The sequence below is a fragment of the Erythrobacter sp. HL-111 genome (genome assembly GCF_900105095.1).
Lineage (GTDB): Bacteria > Pseudomonadota > Alphaproteobacteria > Sphingomonadales > Sphingomonadaceae > Erythrobacter.
Genome location: NZ_LT629743.1, coordinates 1,851,838 through 1,866,972 on the forward strand (window position 1 = coordinate 1,851,838; position 15,135 = coordinate 1,866,972).

General features: G+C 67.7%; 15 protein-coding genes. 10 read left to right on the plus strand and 5 right to left on the minus strand.

Going from position 1 to position 15,135, the window contains the following annotated elements:
* The first annotated feature begins 33 nt into the window (after positions 1 to 33).
* Together BLU08_RS08770 and BLU08_RS08775 are read left to right on the plus strand one after the other, a co-directional pair.
* Positions 34 to 1,245, plus strand: a complete 1,212-nt coding sequence (locus BLU08_RS08770) for a glycoside hydrolase family 99-like domain-containing protein (RefSeq protein ID WP_090198342.1) — start codon at positions 34 to 36, stop codon at positions 1,243 to 1,245.
* A 123-nt stretch (positions 1,246 to 1,368) separates the two neighbouring features.
* Positions 1,369 to 2,643 carry a hypothetical protein gene (locus BLU08_RS08775; protein ID WP_172801007.1) on the plus strand — a complete coding sequence of 425 codons (1,275 nt, stop codon included), beginning with the start codon at positions 1,369 to 1,371 and terminating at the stop codon, positions 2,641 to 2,643.
* Positions 2,644 to 2,646: 3 nt separating this feature from the next.
* Here the strand turns inward: BLU08_RS08775 and rfbB are convergent, their stop codons facing one another.
* The 4 genes from rfbB to rfbA all read right to left on the minus strand — a co-directional run bounded on the left by rfbB (position 2,647) and on the right by rfbA (position 6,070).
* On the minus strand, positions 2,647 to 3,699 hold the full coding sequence (rfbB, locus tag BLU08_RS08780) for a dTDP-glucose 4,6-dehydratase (protein WP_090198349.1): 1,053 nt from the start codon (positions 3,697 to 3,699) through the stop codon (positions 2,647 to 2,649).
* Positions 3,692 to 4,549, minus strand: a complete 858-nt coding sequence (rfbD, locus tag BLU08_RS08785) for a dTDP-4-dehydrorhamnose reductase (RefSeq protein ID WP_090201193.1) — start codon at positions 4,547 to 4,549, stop codon at positions 3,692 to 3,694. Before rfbD ends, rfbB begins: the two co-directional genes overlap by 8 nt.
* 76 nt (positions 4,550 to 4,625) lie before the next feature.
* Positions 4,626 to 5,171 carry a dTDP-4-dehydrorhamnose 3,5-epimerase gene (gene rfbC / locus BLU08_RS08790; RefSeq protein WP_090198353.1) on the minus strand — a complete coding sequence of 182 codons (546 nt, stop codon included), beginning with the start codon at positions 5,169 to 5,171 and terminating at the stop codon, positions 4,626 to 4,628.
* Entirely contained in the window at positions 5,168 to 6,070 is a 903-nt protein-coding gene (gene rfbA / locus BLU08_RS08795; RefSeq protein ID WP_090198356.1) for a glucose-1-phosphate thymidylyltransferase RfbA, read from the minus strand. Before rfbA ends, rfbC begins: the two co-directional genes overlap by 4 nt.
* A 189-nt stretch (positions 6,071 to 6,259) precedes the next feature.
* Between rfbA and BLU08_RS08800 the strand changes: the two genes are divergently transcribed.
* The 6 genes from BLU08_RS08800 to BLU08_RS08820 all read left to right on the plus strand — a co-directional run bounded on the left by BLU08_RS08800 (position 6,260) and on the right by BLU08_RS08820 (position 13,267).
* Positions 6,260 to 7,405, plus strand: coding sequence for a nucleotidyltransferase family protein (locus BLU08_RS08800; RefSeq protein WP_090198360.1), 1,146 nt, complete (start codon positions 6,260 to 6,262; stop codon positions 7,403 to 7,405).
* A 6-nt stretch (positions 7,406 to 7,411) separates the two neighbouring features.
* A complete protein-coding gene (locus tag BLU08_RS08805) occupies positions 7,412 to 9,079 on the plus strand; it encodes an ABC transporter ATP-binding protein (RefSeq protein ID WP_090198363.1) in 1,668 nt (555 codons plus the stop codon).
* On the plus strand, positions 9,076 to 10,959 hold the full coding sequence (locus tag BLU08_RS08810) for an asparagine synthase-related protein (protein WP_090198372.1): 1,884 nt from the start codon (positions 9,076 to 9,078) through the stop codon (positions 10,957 to 10,959). Before BLU08_RS08805 ends, BLU08_RS08810 begins: the two co-directional genes overlap by 4 nt.
* Before the next feature lie 10 nt (positions 10,960 to 10,969).
* Positions 10,970 to 11,113, plus strand: coding sequence for a lasso RiPP family leader peptide-containing protein (locus BLU08_RS15170; RefSeq protein ID WP_157674489.1), 144 nt, complete (start codon positions 10,970 to 10,972; stop codon positions 11,111 to 11,113).
* A 193-nt stretch (positions 11,114 to 11,306) separates the two neighbouring features.
* Positions 11,307 to 12,104 carry a hypothetical protein gene (locus BLU08_RS08815; RefSeq protein WP_157674490.1) on the plus strand — a complete coding sequence of 266 codons (798 nt, stop codon included), beginning with the start codon at positions 11,307 to 11,309 and terminating at the stop codon, positions 12,102 to 12,104.
* Positions 12,104 to 13,267, plus strand: coding sequence for a 50S ribosomal protein L11 methyltransferase (locus BLU08_RS08820; RefSeq protein WP_090198378.1), 1,164 nt, complete (start codon positions 12,104 to 12,106; stop codon positions 13,265 to 13,267). The genes BLU08_RS08815 and BLU08_RS08820 overlap by 1 nt, the downstream gene beginning before the upstream one ends.
* A gap of 24 nt (positions 13,268 to 13,291) precedes the next feature.
* Here the strand turns inward: BLU08_RS08820 and BLU08_RS08825 are convergent, their stop codons facing one another.
* Positions 13,292 to 14,026, minus strand: a complete 735-nt coding sequence (locus BLU08_RS08825) for a phytanoyl-CoA dioxygenase family protein (RefSeq protein WP_157674491.1) — start codon at positions 14,024 to 14,026, stop codon at positions 13,292 to 13,294.
* 220 nt (positions 14,027 to 14,246) lie between these two features.
* Between BLU08_RS08825 and BLU08_RS15175 the strand changes: the two genes are divergently transcribed.
* Both BLU08_RS15175 and BLU08_RS08835 read left to right on the plus strand, forming a co-directional pair.
* A complete protein-coding gene (locus BLU08_RS15175) occupies positions 14,247 to 14,525 on the plus strand; it encodes a PqqD family protein (protein WP_157674492.1) in 279 nt (92 codons plus the stop codon).
* A gap of 71 nt (positions 14,526 to 14,596) precedes the next feature.
* Positions 14,597 to 15,049: a lasso peptide biosynthesis B2 protein gene (locus tag BLU08_RS08835; RefSeq protein ID WP_090198385.1), complete on the plus strand. Its 453-nt coding sequence runs from the start codon at positions 14,597 to 14,599 to the stop codon at positions 15,047 to 15,049.
* The last annotated feature ends 86 nt before the right edge of the window (positions 15,050 to 15,135 follow it).

The following is a 15,135-nucleotide window of genomic DNA, read 5'->3' on the forward strand; positions in this document are numbered from 1 at the left end:
TTCGCAACTGGGAAGTAAGCCCGAGGACCTTCGATGACCCAAGCCGCTTCGTCACACTCATGCGACACCCCAGATGATGTAAGGCTCATCGCGATAAATCTTCCGCAGTTTCATCCAGTGCCGGAGAACGACGAATGGTGGGGTAAAGGGTTCACCGAATGGACGAACGTCACCAAGGCGCGGCCTCTTTTCCCAGGCCATCATCAGCCGCAGCTACCGGCAGATCTGGGCTTTTATGACTTGCGACTGCCGGAAGCGCGGAAGGCTCAGGCGGACCTCGCCAAGCAGTATGGGATTTCGGGCTTTTGCTATTATCACTATTGGTTCAATGGCAAACGCATTCTCGAGCGCCCGGTCGATGAGATTGTCAGATTAGGCGAGCCCGATTTTCCCTTCTGCTTGTGCTGGGCAAACGAGAACTGGACTCGGACTTGGTACGACAGAGACCGGGAAGTCCTGCTCGAACAGAAATATTCGCCGGAAGACGACCGCGAACACATTCGTGCGCTCATCCCCATCTTGGCCGACCCCAGATACATCAAGATGGATGGGAAGCCGGCATTATTTATTTATCGGGCGGACATGCTACCTGATGCCGCAGCCACGGCTCGTATATGGCGCAAGGAAGTGAGGGAAGCAGGCCTCGGAGAACTGTTTCTCGGAGCATTCGTTACACGGGAGGTAGACATTGATGGTTGGGATTTCGACACAGCGGTCGAATTCGTTCCGTGCCCAGCGAAACAATCTGCCCATCGCGCTCCGAAACGCCTTCTTATTACGCTTCTAGGCCGTATTAGCGCGCGGCTCAACGGTGCATACGAAGCCAGCCTGCATCTTTACGATGACCTAATCGATGATCGCCTGGGGGCGGCGCCGCCGGAGGGCACAACTTCAGATCGCTGGCTCCGCTGCGTCACCCCATCTTGGGACAATTCTGCGCGCAGAAAAAAGCGTCCGCTGATTTACTTGGGTTCGACACCCGCCAAATACAGAGACTGGCTGAGAAAGATAATTCAATGGTCGCAAGACCACAATCCGCCGGGTCAAAGATTCGTCTTCATCAACGCTTGGAACGAATGGGCGGAGGGCAATCACCTTGAGCCGGACAGGCGTTATGGCCATCAATACCTTGAAGCCACGCGGGCTGCCATGCAGGTCGCTGGCAAGCCCCGACCGGGCCATTGGGGGAACACCAATGTTAAGAAATCAGTTTCCCGACCAGTGGACACGCGATCTAAACCATGAGTCCGAATTCGAGGCACCGCGCCATTTCGCGCTCCGCTTCCCCGCCGCCCTTGACCGCGCGCTTGGCGAGGTCGAAACCGGGAGCAATGCCGAATTCCCGACGATCATCGCGCGGAAGCCGGCGTGACCATCGCGTCTACGGCCCGGTCGTTGTTCAAACGCAAGGCTCCGCCGCAGCTCAAGGCGCTGTTCCTGAAAGTGCGGGCCGGGTTCGCCCCCCCGCCCATCGACGACGTCGTGCTCGCCGAATATCGGGCGATGCCCGACAAGACGGCGACCGCGCGCCTGAACCTCGTCCTGCCGCTGCTGCAGAAGGGTTCGGATTTCGGGGGCACGGCGACCGGCATCGACATCTTCAGCCGCCTCTATCTCGAACTTGCCGCCACCGAGGCGATCGACCTTCGCGTTCTCGTTACCGACGTGGTCGCGGAAACCGATCCCTCGATCGTCACGAGCCGGGCGGCGAAGGCGGGCCTGACCATCTCCCCCGGCCAGATCGAGACGGTGCAGCGCCGCGATGATCCGATCGCAATCCGCGAACGCGACCTGTTCGTGACCTACAACTGGTGGACCACGCTCGCTTTCGCGAAGCTGCGCGATGCCCAGGCGACACTCTTCGACCGGGCGCCCGTTCCCCTGGTCTGGCTGATGCAGGACTACGAGCCGGCCTTCATGCCGTTCTCGTCCGCGCACTTGCTGGCGCGCGCGGCCTACGACGGCTCGCAGCCGCTCTGGGGCGTGATCAACAGCGGCAATCTCGCCCGATACATCCGGACCGCCGGGCACCGGCCCGAGCGCTCCTTCGTCTTCGAACCGGTCATCCCGGATGGCCTGCGCCCCTATCTCGATCGGGTCGCCACATCGCCAAGGCACAAGCGCGTGCTGGTCTATGGCCGGCCGACGGTCGAACGCAATTGCTTCCCCGCGCTGGTCCGCGGCCTCAGGCGATGGGCGCGGGACTATCCGCAATTCTCCGATTGGCAGGTCGTCTCGGCCGGTGTCGAACACGGGCCGGTCGATCTGGGCGATGGCCGCAAGCTGCGGTCGGTCGGCAAGCTGTCGCTCGACGCCTATGCGGAAATGCTCCTCGGCAGCTCTGCCGGGGTGAGCCTGATGGCCTCGCCGCATCCGAGCTACCCCCCTCTGGAAATGGCGCATTTCGGCCTCAGGACCATCACCAACAGCTATCTCCACAAGGATCTTTCGCGGTTCCATCCGAACATCACCTCGCTCGAATCGATCGCGGAGGAGCCGCTCGCGCAGGCCCTGGCCGATGCCTGCGGGCATTTCGGCACCGGGCCGACGGTCCATCGCAATCCGGATTACCTGCGGGATGACGCCTATCCCTTCATGACCGATCTTCGTGATGCGGTGCGGCAGGAACTGCGTTCGGGGTAAGCTTCAACCCGCCAGCAGCGGGCGCCACCAGTCCTCGCGTTCGAGATACCAGCGCAGCGTCTGGCGCAGGCCCTCGTCGAAGCTCCGGGTGGGTTCATAGCCGAGTTCCGCGCGCGCCTTGGTCTCGTCGATCGCATAGCGCCGGTCGTGCCCGGCGCGATCGGTGACGAAGGACTTCAATGTCTCGGTCTTTTCCCCGCGCGCTGCCGGGGCATCGGGAAAGCGGTCGGCAAGGCCCTCGATCTCCTCGAACGCCCGATCGACCTCGCGGCAGATCGCCTCGACCACCTCGACGTTCGGCAATTCCGCTCCGCCGCCGATATTGTAGGTTTCGCCCGGTCGGCCACGTTCGAGGCAGGCCTCGATACCGCGGCAATGGTCCTCGACATGGAGCCAGTCGCGCACGTTCATCCCGTCGCCGTAGATCGGCAGCCTGCGCCCGTGCAGGGCGTTCAGGACGAACAGCGGGATCAGCTTTTCGGGGTATTGGTAGGGGCCGTAATTGTTCGAGCAATTGCTCGTCGTCACCTGCAGCCCGAAGGTGTGGTGATAGGCGCGCACGAGATGGTCCGACGCCGCCTTCGATGCAGAGTAGGGCGAATTGGGCGCGTAGGGCGTCGTCTCGCTGAACGCCGGGTCGTCCGGTTCCAGCGAACCGAACACCTCGTCGGTGGAGATGTGGTGGAACCGATGCTCGATCCCGTCGCCCTCGAGCCAGACCGCGCGCGCCGCCTTGAGCAGGCTGTTCGTGCCGAGGATATTGGTGTCGATGAACGCATCCGGCCCGGTGATCGAGCGATCGACATGGCTTTCGGCCGCGAAGTGCACGATCGTCGCGATCTCGCGTTCGCGCAGGAGCTGCTCGACCAGCGCGGTGTCGCGGATGTCCCCCTCGACCAGTTCGGCGCGATTGGCCCCGGCAAGGGTCGAACGGTTCCCGGCATAGGTCAGCGCGTCGAGGACGATGATCGCGTCGTCGGGATGGTGCGCGGTCCAGTAATGGACGAAATTGCCGCCTATGAACCCGGCCCCGCCGGTTACGAGCAGGTTAGCCAAGCCGCGTTTCCTCCCGGAGCATGTGCCGCAGGTTCTCGCGCCAGTGGACCGGCGCATCGCCGATCGCCTCGCGCGTCGCCCGGCAGTCCAGCAGCGAGAAGGCCGGGCGCCGCGCCGGGGTCGGATAATCCGCGGTCGTAATCGGGCGGATCGTCGGCAGGCGGTCGAGCAGGCCGAGCGCCAAGCCTTCCTCGGCGATCGCCACGGCGAAATCGTACCAGCTCGCAACGCCTGCATCGCTGTGATGGAAGATGCCGTTCGCCTCGCGCTCGACGAGCGCCCAGATCGTCCGGGCAAGTCCCGTCGCCCAGGTCGGCGACCCGATCTGGTCGGCCACGACAGCCACTTCCCCGCGCTCCTTCATGAGGCGCAGCATCGTGCGGACGAAATTCGCGCCGCCCGCCTCGTAGACCCAGGCCGTCCGCACCAGCAGGTCGCTTGCGCGGCAATGCGCCTCGCCTTCGGCCTTGGTGCGTCCGTAGGCCGACAGCGGAGCCGGTTCGTCGCCGGGCCGGTAGGCCCGCGCGCCGGCGCCGTCGAAGACGAAATCGGTCGAGACATGGACGAGCTTGCCGCCGGTCTCCTCCATCGCTTCGGCCATGATCCCGACCGCGTCGGAATTGATCGCCCGGGCGACATCCTCCTCTTCCTCGGCCCGGTCGACCGCGGTGTAGGCGGCGGCGTTGAGGATCAGGTCGGGCGCTTCGACCGCGAGCCGCGCCCGCAGCATCGCCGCGTCGGTGAGATCGACATCGTCCACGTCGATCGCGTTGAGGTCGGCAAAGTCCGGGGCACAGCGCTGCAAGGCTCCGCCGAGCTGCCCGCCCGCTCCGGTGACAAGGACCTTCATCGCCATCCTCCGCCCGCCCGGGGATCGGCCGGACCACCGGCGCCGGGAACCATGCCGCGCGCTGCACCTGCCGCGATCATGCGAATGCCTCCGCCTGCGCCAGCGGGACGCCCTTCCCGTCCTTGGCCGACACGACCGGATCGAGCCCGTCGAGCGGCCAGTCGATGCCGACCGCCGGATCGTCCCAGGCCAGCGTGTGTTCGCATTCGGGGGCGTAGGGCGCGGTGCACTTGTAGAGGAAGTCGGTATCGTCCTCGAGCGTCAGGAAACCGTGGGCGAAGCCTTCGGGGATCCACAGCATCCGCTTGTTGTCGGCCGAAAGCTCCACCCCGATCCATTGCCCGAAATGGTCGGAAGACCGGCGCAGGTCGACGGCGACATCGAAGACCCGCCCCCGCGCGACCCGCACGAGCTTGCCCTGCGCGCCGGGGTTCTGGAAATGCAGCCCGCGCAGGACGCCGCGCTGCGAATGGCTGTGATTGTCCTGCACGAAGGCAAGCTCGAGCCCCAGCCGCGCGAAAACCGATTCGCTCCAGGTTTCCATGAAGAAGCCGCGCTCGTCGCCGAAGACGCGCGGCTCGACGATCAGGGGACCGGGGATCGCGGTGGGGATCAGTTTCACGCGGGGTGCGGCTCGCTCAGCAATCGCATCAGGTATTCGCCGTAACCCGACTTGCGAAGCGGCCCGGCGATCTCCTCGAGCCGGGCATCGTCGATGAAGCCCTGTCGCCAGGCGATCTCCTCCGGACAGGCGATCTTGAAGCCCTGCCGTTCCTCGGTAATGCGGACATAGGTCGCGGCATCGAGCAGCGAGGCGTGGGTTCCGGTATCGAGCCAGGCGAATCCGCGGCCCATCAGTTCGACCGACATCGCGCCGTCGTCGAGATAGAGCCGGTTCAGATCGGTGATCTCGAGCTCCCCGCGGGCGGAGGGGCGAAGGTCGCGGGCACGATCCACCACCGTCTCGTCGTAGAAATAGAGACCGGTCACGGCGTAGTTGGACTTGGGCTCGGCGGGCTTCTCCTCGATCGACACCGCCCTGCCCGCCGCATCGAACTCGACCACGCCGAACGCCTGCGGGTTGGTGACGCGATAGGCGAACACGCTTGCTCCGGCCGTGCGCGCGTCGGCCCGGTGGAGCAGATCGGGAAGGCCGTGGCCGTAGAAGATGTTGTCCCCGAGGATCAGCGCGCTCGGCCCGCCAGAGACGAAATCCGCGCCGATGTGGAACGCCTGGGCGAGGCCTTCGGGACGGGGCTGCACGGCATAGCTGAGGGCGATCCCGAAATCCGATCCGTCGCCGAGCACGCGCTGGAACTGCTCGGCGTCCTCGGGGGTGGTGATGATCAGGATGTCGCGGATGCCCGTCAGCATCAGGGTGCTGAGCGGGTAGTAGATCATCGGCTTGTCGAAGACCGGCATGAGCTGTTTCGAAACGCCGCGGGTGAGGGGGTAAAGCCGGGTGCCGGACCCCCCTGCAAGGATGATCCCCCGCCGCGCCGTACTGCCTGCCTGGCTCAACCGAACCCCCTCGCACTAGCCCGGCGGGCCGCATCGCAGCATAGCCATTGGGGGTCAACGGAAAACTCGCCGCGCGGACTTTCCAATCGGCGGCGCGCGGTGCATAGGAAACCCTGTCAAGCCGCGCCTGCCGCCCGCCCGCTGAAGAACGAATGGTGGTCGACACGATTCCCGACGGACCTTCTCGCGATGCACGTTGAGACCATCGACCACTATCTGGCCGGTTGTGTCGCCAACGGATTGCGCGCGCAATACCCGCCGGCATGGCCCGCCCGGTTCGCGGATTGCGAGGAAAAGGTCGCCGCCCGCATCGCCTTTCACGGCATCAGCCTGCTGCTGTGGGAGGCCGATCCGGTCGCTTCGGGCTGGCCGCAGGGCCTCACCCGCACCTTGCGGGACGAAGCCACGGGCCAGAGCTTCTGGGAGGAGAGCCATCGCGCCGCGATCTCCCCCCTCCTCGAGAGCCTCGCCGAAGCGGGCGTCGAGGCGGTCGTGCTGAAGGGGACGGCGCTCGCCTATTCGCTCTATCCGCGCCCGGCCCTGCGCCGCCGGGGAGACACCGACATCCTCGTGCGCGAGCGCGACAAGGCGCGCACGCGCCGCGTTTTCGCGGATTGCGGCTTCGAGCGCGTCGGGGACAGCCTCAGCTTTCAGGAAATGTGGCAGGCGAAGGGGCGCGAAGGCTTCGATCACTTCGTCGACCTGCACTGGCGCATCAGCGCGAGCGCGAATCTCGCGAAGCACCTCGAACGCGGCGGCGTGGCCGACACCGTCATTCCCATCCCCGCCCTCTCCCGCCGGGCCATCGGCATCGACCCGATCGGCAACCTCGTCCTCGTCTGCATGAACCGCGGCCTGCACGAAGTGTTCGGCTACGTCGCCGGGGACGAGAAGCTGCACAGCGGGGATCGCCTGATCTGGGCGGTCGACCTGCACCTGATCTGCGCTCTCCTGCAGCCGCGCGACTGGGCGCGGCTGGTGGAGCTGGCGGAGCGCAGCGGCACGGCGGTGCAGGTCCGCGCCGGGCTCGAATTCGCGCGAAGGGCGCTGGGCACCGCGGTGCCCGGCCATGTCCGCGAAGCGCTCGCGCGGGATGGCGGCGCGCGGGACCTGAACAGCTACATCTCGACCGGATCGGCGATGGAGCGCCTGCGGCTCGACCTCGAGGCCTGCGAGGGGGTGCTCGCCCGGGCAAGCCTCGTCGGATCGACCATCGCCCCCGGGCCGGAAAAGCTGCGCGAGCGGTATCCGGACGCCGCGGGTTGGCCGATCGCCGCGCTGCGCGGGCGAAGACTGGTCGAGGGCCTGTTCAGGCTTGCGACGGGGCGCGGCTGAACGGCCATGCTGCGGCGCTGGGCATACCGGTTCAGGAGCCGTCTTGCGGTGATCGGCCTGCTCGCGGTGCTGAGCTCCGCGGCGATGCTGGCGGTGCCGTGGCTGGCCGGGCAGTTCGTCGGCGGCGTCGTGGGCGAAGCCGACATCGATACCGGCCGCGTGCTCGCACTGCTCGCGCTCACCCTCGCCGCGCTGGCCGCGATCACCATCGCGGTGACGATCGTCTCGGAGGACGCCTCGGGCCGGATCCTCGCCGACCTGCGGCAGGACATCTACGCCCATATCCAGAGACTGCCGCCCGCCTTCCACGACCAGGCGCGCGGCGGGGACCTGCTCGCGCTGATGACCTACGAAGTCACCAACCTGAGCACCTTCCTCACCGCCACCCTCGCCCAGGTTCCCGCGATGATCGTCACCGCGCTGGGCGCGAGCGTCCTGCTGCTGCTGCTCGACCCGATCCTCGCCCTTTCCATCCCGGTGCTGGTCCCGGCCTTCTTCGTGACGCTCAAGCTGGTCGGGCGAGCCCAGCGCAAACTGGCCGAACGCAAGCGCGAAGCCGAGGTCGAGGTCGTCACCCGAGCCGCCAGCGACCTCGACATGATCGAGGCGATCAAGGCCTTCGCCGTCGAGGAGCACCACGAACGCGGCTACCGCGCGGCGGTCGAACGCGCCCGCCGGCTCGCCCTCGCGCAGACCCGGTTGGGCGCCTTCGTCGGGCCGTTCTCGGCGCTGGCCGCCGCATTCGCGGCGATCGTGATCCTGTTTCACGGCAGCGACGGGCGCGAGTCCGGGGAACTGTTTGCCTTCCTGCTCTACGCGGCCCTGCTGACGCGGCCGGTCGGGAGCCTCGCGAGCACCTACGGCCGGTTCCAGATCGCCCTCGGCACGCTCCGCCGGCTCGAGGAGGTGATGGCGATGGAGCCGGAACCCGGCTATCGCGCGCCCCGCAGGCTCGCCCGGGGCAAGGGCGCAATCGCGCTGGAGCAGGTCAGTTTCGGCTATCCCGGCCGCCCGCCCCTGCTCGACAGGGTGGACCTCGAGATCAGGCCCGGCGAGATCGTCGCGCTCACGGGCGAGAACGGGATCGGCAAGTCGACGCTCGTCAAGCTCATCCTGCGCTTCTACGAACCCGACGAAGGGCGCATCACTCTCGACGGAGAGGACATCGCCGGCCTCCAGGTGCAGGACGTGCGGCGGCAATTCGGCTACGTGCCGCAGCGCGCCCTGCTGTTCGACGGGACCGTGTTCGAAAACATCGCCTTCGGCCTGCCCGATTGCGATCCCGCCGCGCTCGAACGCGCTGCCCGGCACGCGCAGGCCTGGGAATTCATCCAGCGCCTGCCGCAAGGCTTCGAAACCCCGATCGGCGACGACGGCGTGCGGCTTTCCGGCGGCCAGCGCCAGCGGATCGCGCTCGCCCGGGCGCTGCTGCGCGATCCGCCGATCCTGATCTTCGACGAGGCGACCAGCATGTACGACCTCGAGGGCGAGGCGGCCTTCGTCGAATCCTGCATCCGGTCGCTCGAGGGCCGGACGGTCATCATCATCACGCACCGCCCGGCGAGCCTCGCGCTCGCGGACCGCGTGATCGCGGCGGGCGATCTCGGCTATGCCATGCATCGCGCCGCGGCGGGCACACCTCCCGGCCAGGCAGGACGCGGGGCCCTGAGGTGAGCGGGATCTGCGGGGCGCTGCGGCTGGACGGGAGGGCGGCGCAAGCGGGCGAGCTCGCCGCGGTCCTTGCGGCGCTGGAGCGGCGCGGTCCCGACGGCTCGCGGCTGGTCGCCGACGGGGCGATGGCGATGGGCTGCGCGCTTCTCGCCAGCACGCCGGAATCGCTGGTTGAGGAAATGCCCTTCGTCCACCGCGGCACGGGCTGCACGATCACCGCCGACATCCGGCTCGACAATCGCGCGGAACTGATCGAGGCGGTCGGTGCGGATGCTGCGGCGGGCGACGGCGAACTGGTCCTGCGGGCCTATCTGCGCTGGGGCAGCGAATGCCTCGCGCGGCTGCGCGGCGACTTCGCCTTCGCGATCTGGGACCCGCGCGCGCGCCGGTTGTTCTGCGCGCGCGACCGGGTGGGCATGCGCCAGTTCGCCTACCATCATCGGCCCGGCAGGCTGTTCGCCTTCGCAACCGAACCGCGCGCCCTGCTGCGCCATGACGACGTTCCGATGCGTCTCAACGAGGTGCGGCTGGCCGACTTCTTCGAGAACCTCGAGGCGGCCGACCTCGAATCGACCTTCTTCGAAGGGCTCAGGCGGCTTCCACCGGCCCATGCGCTGACGGTTGATGCGAAGGGCCTCGAACTGCAGCGCTACTGGAAGCTGGAGGCTCCCGCCCCGCTCAGGCTGGCGGACGACCGGGAATATGCCGAAGCCTTTCTCGAGGTGTTCCGCCGCTCGGTTTCCGCGCGCCTCAGGGCGCCGGATCCGGTCGGCGCGATGCTGTCGGGCGGCCTCGATTCGGGCTCGGTCTCGGCGGTCGCGGCGCACCTGCTCGAACAGGAAGGCAGGCCTTCCCTCGCCACCTTCTCGGCGCTGCAGGACGATACGGACTGCGCCGAATCGAACGCGGTTCGCGCCGCCCTTTCCATCGGACACATCGATCCTGTCCGCGTGACACCCGGTGACGTTCCGGCCATGCGCGAGGAACTGCTCGCCCTCACCCGCTCTGCCGAAGAACCGTTCGATGCGAGCATGGCGCTCCTGCGCCTCATGTATCTCGCCGCGCAGCGGAAAGGCCACAAGGTCGTGCTCGACGGAGGCGGGGGCGACATGGTGCTGGGCGCGAACGACATGGTGATCTGGCATTTGCGCCGGGGCCGGATCGCGCGCGCATGGCGCGAGGCGCGGGGCATCGAGCGGTTCTGGGGGCCGCAGCCGGGGGCGAAGACGCTTTTCATCCGCAGTTTGGGGCGGGTCTGCGTGCCCGCGCCGCTGCGTGCCGTGCGCCGGGCGCTGTCGGTTCCGCGGCGCGCGGCGGGGGAAACCCCCACCCTCCTGTCGCCGGAATTCGCGGCCCGCATCGATCTTCCCGCCCGCCGCCGGGCCAATGCCGCGCAGGTCGCGGGATTCGGCTGGCAGGAGGACAGCGATCGCGCACGCCGGATGCTCCACCCCTATCTCGTCGTCGGGCGGGAACGCTACGACCGCGTGGCGGCGGCGCTCGCGATCGAACCGCGCGATCCGTTCTGCGACCAGGACCTGCTCGAATTCTGCATGAGCCTGCCGGGCGAACAGTTCCAGGACCGGGGCTGGCCCAAGGTCATCCTGCGGCGGGCAACCGCGGGCCTCCTGCCCGATGCGGTGCGCTGGCGCGCGGGCAAGGAGCACCTCGGCGGGCTCTTCGTCGAAAGCCTCTGGAGCGCAGCCGACCGGCACGACGGCTCCTCCATGGATAACCTGTTGCCTTACATTTCGGCGCAGACCATCGACGCGACGCGCGCCGCCGCGACCGGCCGGCCCGCGTGGGATTTGGCTGTTGCCGAGTGGCTTGCCTTCCGCTATGCGTCGAACTGGTTAGGTGAACTAGACAGCCAGCCCGGCTGATGGAGTGAATATGGCCAGCTCGACCAAGGCGACCTATCAGCGTCCCACGCTTTCCGTCTACGGCGGCTTTGCCAAACTGACCGCGGCTGGCAGCGGGTTCTTCAGCGAAGGCCCCAACCAGGGCCCCATGGCCAAGGCCACGCGCAAGATCTGACGCGGCGGTTCTGCCTCTTCGGCGCGAGGTTTCCACCATTCCTTTGTAACCGGGGCAGCAGCGCATGAATCCCGATGCGCTTCGCGCCGGCCTCCTGCCCGCCTGGTCCCTTCGCCACCTCGGCGCCGGTTCGCCGCCGGGGTTGGCGCCCACACCTCCCGAAGAAAGCCCCGCCCGCACCCTCCCTTCGAGCGTGCAGCGCCTCGGCGAATCGTTCTGCCTGTCCTTCGCGGGTCTCGCCCGGTTCCTGATCGACCTGGCGAAGCAGGAGATAACCGTGTTCGACGTCGCGGCCGAAGCCACGCCGAGCGACCTCGAACACTTCCTCCACGACCACGTGGTGCCGCGCATCCTTGCCGAACAGGGTTCGGTGGTCCTGCACGGCAGCGCCGTCGCGATCGGCGGCAGACTGGCGATCTTCCTCGGCAACACCGGCGCGGGCAAGTCCACGCTGGCGGCAAGCCTGCACGAGGCCGGGCATCCCCTGCTGGGGGACGACGCGGTCGTCGTCGCGCCCGGGGAGGGCCGCTTCCACGGCCGCGCGGTCTATCCGACGCTGCGGCTTTTCCCGGACACGATCTCGCAGGTGTTCGGCGGCGCGGTCGAGACGAGCCCGATGGCGCATTATTCGGACAAGCTGCGGGTGAGCGTGCCCGCCATCGCCCGGGACGCCGCCCGGTCCTTCCCGCTGGGCGCGCTGTTCTTCCTTACCGGCGAAGGGGGCGCATCGGACCCGCGGGCGGACGAAACGAGCCCCAGCGCCGCCTGCATGGCGCTGGTCGAACAGAGCTTCGCGCTCGATCCGGGCGATCCGGGCAAGGCCGCCGCAAGGCTGCGCGAAATCGCGCGCCTCGCCGGCGCGATACCGGGATATCGCCTGACCTACCCGCACGACTATGGCCGCATCGCGGAATTGCACGGGGTGATCTTCGCCGCGATGGCGCAATCGGACACCGGCAATCCCGCGCGAAAACGGGCAATGACGGACTGATGGGCGGTCCGACCGGATATGATCTCGTCTCCTTCGGTCTCATGATCGAATGCGAACCGCGCATGGGAATCTACGCCGAAGCCCTGCGGCGCGCGGTCACGCCGGGCTGCACCGTGATCGATATCGGGGCGGGGTTCGGGATCTTCTCGATGCTCGCGGCCAGGTACGGGGCGGGCAAGGTCATCGCGATCGAGCCCGATCCGGCGGCCGAACTGATCCTGCCCATGGCGAAGGCGAATGGCTGCGCCGACCGGATCGAGGTCGTCAAGGACATCTCCACCCGCTACGCCCCCGAACGCAAGGCCGACGTCATCGTGTCGGACATCCGCGGGATCACCCCGCTGTTCGAGCATCACATCGCGACCATCGTCGATGCGCGCGAACGGCTGCTGGCGCCCGGCGGCAGGCTCCTCCCGATGCGCGATACCCTGCGCGTCGCGCCGGTCGAATCGGTGCGGCACTATCGCCCGTGCGAGCGGCCGTGGCTGGCGAACAATTACGGGCTCGATCTGTCGGCGGGCCAGAGATACGCCGCCAACACCCTCGCCCCGGCGCTGCTCAAGCCCGAGGCCCTGCTCGCGCCTTCGCAGGCCTTCGCGATGCTGGATTACCGGACGGTGACCGATCACGACGTCGACAGCACCGTCGGTTTCGTCGCCGAGCGCGGCGGCGTCTGTCACGGACTGCTCGTCTGGTTCGACGCGGAGATCGACGAGGGGCTCGGCTTCTCGAACGGTCCCGACGGCGACGAACTGGTCTACCAGCAGCAGTTCCTGCCGCTCGAACGCCCGGTCAAGCTCGCCCCGGGCGACCGGATCGCCGCACGCCTGCGCGTCCGCCAGGTGGACGGGTCCTACGTCTGGTCATGGGACACGGATATCGCCGACGGTCCCGGGGGCGGATCGCGGCACGGTTTCCGCCAGTCGACCTTCAGGAGCGCGGTCTTCTCGCCCGAAAGGCTGAGGCCGCACGCCCATGACCAGGTGCCGCAGCCGACCGCTCGCATGGCGATCGATCGCGATTGCCTCGCGCTGGTGGGTGACGGACGTTCGCTGCAGGACATCGCGGACGCGCTGATGAAACGGCATCCGGACCATTTCGCCTCTGGCAAGGACGCGCTCGGGCACCTGACCAAGCTGCTCGAAGGCTATCGCAACGCCTGATCGCCAAGACGGGGCCCGGCCCGTTCAGCGCGATATCTTCGCCCGCCGCAAGCGCGCGGCGAAGCCCGGTTTGAACCGGTCGAGCGCGTCCCGCGCGACGATCAAGCGGTCCTGGTCGTCGTGATTGAGCGTGTCGCACCACCAGTCGCGGCAGAGCGTCGCATAGATCAGCGGACGGGGGCGCGCGCTGCGGTTCGCCATCCCCTTGTGATGGATGCGATAGTCCCACAGGATGGCTGCGCCGAGCGGCACGTGGGGTTCGTAATCCGGCACCTCGACATGCTCATTGGAACGGTGGGATCGCAGGGCAAACCCGGTCGGGCCGGTTTCCCCGGTCACTTCGACCAGCGGGATGGCCAGCGTGAGGGCGCTCGCCGGGAGCATGAATTCGAGCGGATGCGCGGGAAACAGGATCCCGCCGTCGCGGTGCCAGTGCTGCGCCGGAGCCCCCGGCAGCGCATTGATCAGGCCCCAGGCGTCGAACACGAACCGGGGTCCGAGACTGGCGCGCACGACCGCTTCGACCGACCGCGGCAAGAGTATCTCGCTGCGGGCGAAGGGTCCGCCGATTTCGATGGCGCCGTAGAACCGGCCCGGCGAGACGAACACCTTGCTGCCCGCCTCGTCCTCCTCGAACAGGTGGCGGTGCCGGTCCTGCAGGATTTCGAGCCATTCGGCGAGGATCGCGGGATCGGCCGCCCCGGGGACGATGCAGACGCCGTCGCGCCACAATCGCTCGGCCGGATCCTCTTTCGACATTGCTCGCCGTCCCCATGGCTCGATCCGTCGGAGAGGTTGCAGAAACCGCCCTCCGCTTGCAAGCGCGCCGCCGGATCGTGCCCGCCGCATCACTCCTGCCGCATCCCTGCCCCACCCTTCCCGCAGCCCCTGTCCTGCGCGCGGACAGACCATGCGAGAGGCTTCACATGGCGCGGCGTCCGTGCGAGAGCGGAGACTCCGTGCAAGAGGGGGATGCCCGATGAGTGACATGCTGCGGGAGCATTGGCGGCCGAGCGACGACGCGATCGCCAATCCCGTCGGCGGCGAGACGGTGATCCTGCACCTCGGGAACGGGACCTATTACGGGCTCGACACGATCGGCAGCATCCTGTGGGAAGGGCTCAAGGAAGGACAGCGGCCGGCCGACATATGCGACCGGATCCTCGAGCAATACGAAGTGGAGCGCGAGACGCTGGAGAACGACCTGCGCCGGTTCCTGTCCGAACTGGCCGAAAACGAACTGGTCGTGCGCGCCTGAAGCCCGCTTGCCAGGGGCGGCGGCGCGGGCGCGCTTGACCGCGGCGGCCTTTCCGGGTCATCGCGGCGCTGATGCGAGAGACGATCCCGATCGCGAAGCTCCTGTTCCTCGCCGCGCGCGCGGGATTCGAACTCGCGCGGGCGCGCCTCCTGCTTTCCCGGATCCGGCCGGGCGACATCATGCAGCGCAATGCCCGCGTCGCGGCGAGGGAAGCCGCACTGGCACGAACCCCGGACGAGGCGGCGACAAATCGGCTCTGCGGGGAAATGGCCTTTGCGATCACCCGCATGGCGCTGCACGTGCCGTGGCGGTCCGATTGCCTCGTCCAGGCGCTCGCGGGGCAGAACTGGCTGGCCCGGCAGGCTGTCGCGAGCGAGATCGTGGTCGGCACGGCGAGGGGGCGGGAAGGAACCTTCGAAGCCCACGCCTGGCTGTCGCGCGGATCGACGGTCCTTCTCGGAGGGAATGTCGACCGGTTCAGCCCCCTGCTTGGGCCGGCTGCCGCGCCCGCCGGCGAAGGATGAAGGCGAAGCGTCCCTGCGATCCCTCCATCGCACCATCCATTCGGGCAGCGCACAGAAGGGGCGCAGGGACTCGCGTCGCGCCTCTT

Coding starts and splice junctions, on each gene's coding strand:
- BLU08_RS08770 (WP_090198342.1), top strand. CDS start 34: ATGACCCAAGCCGCTTCGTCACACTCATGCGACACCCCAGATGATGTA.
- rfbD (WP_090201193.1), bottom strand. CDS start 4,549: ATGAAGGTCCTTGTCACCGGAGCGGGCGGGCAGCTCGGCGGAGCCTTG.
- BLU08_RS08800 (WP_090198360.1), top strand. CDS start 6,260: ATGCACGTTGAGACCATCGACCACTATCTGGCCGGTTGTGTCGCCAAC.
- BLU08_RS08805 (WP_090198363.1), top strand. CDS start 7,412: ATGCTGCGGCGCTGGGCATACCGGTTCAGGAGCCGTCTTGCGGTGATC.
- BLU08_RS15170 (WP_157674489.1), top strand. CDS start 10,970: ATGGCCAGCTCGACCAAGGCGACCTATCAGCGTCCCACGCTTTCCGTC.
- BLU08_RS08820 (WP_090198378.1), top strand. CDS start 12,104: ATGGGCGGTCCGACCGGATATGATCTCGTCTCCTTCGGTCTCATGATC.
- BLU08_RS08825 (WP_157674491.1), bottom strand. CDS start 14,026: ATGTCGAAAGAGGATCCGGCCGAGCGATTGTGGCGCGACGGCGTCTGC.
- BLU08_RS15175 (WP_157674492.1), top strand. CDS start 14,247: ATGAGTGACATGCTGCGGGAGCATTGGCGGCCGAGCGACGACGCGATC.
- BLU08_RS08835 (WP_090198385.1), top strand. CDS start 14,597: ATGCGAGAGACGATCCCGATCGCGAAGCTCCTGTTCCTCGCCGCGCGC.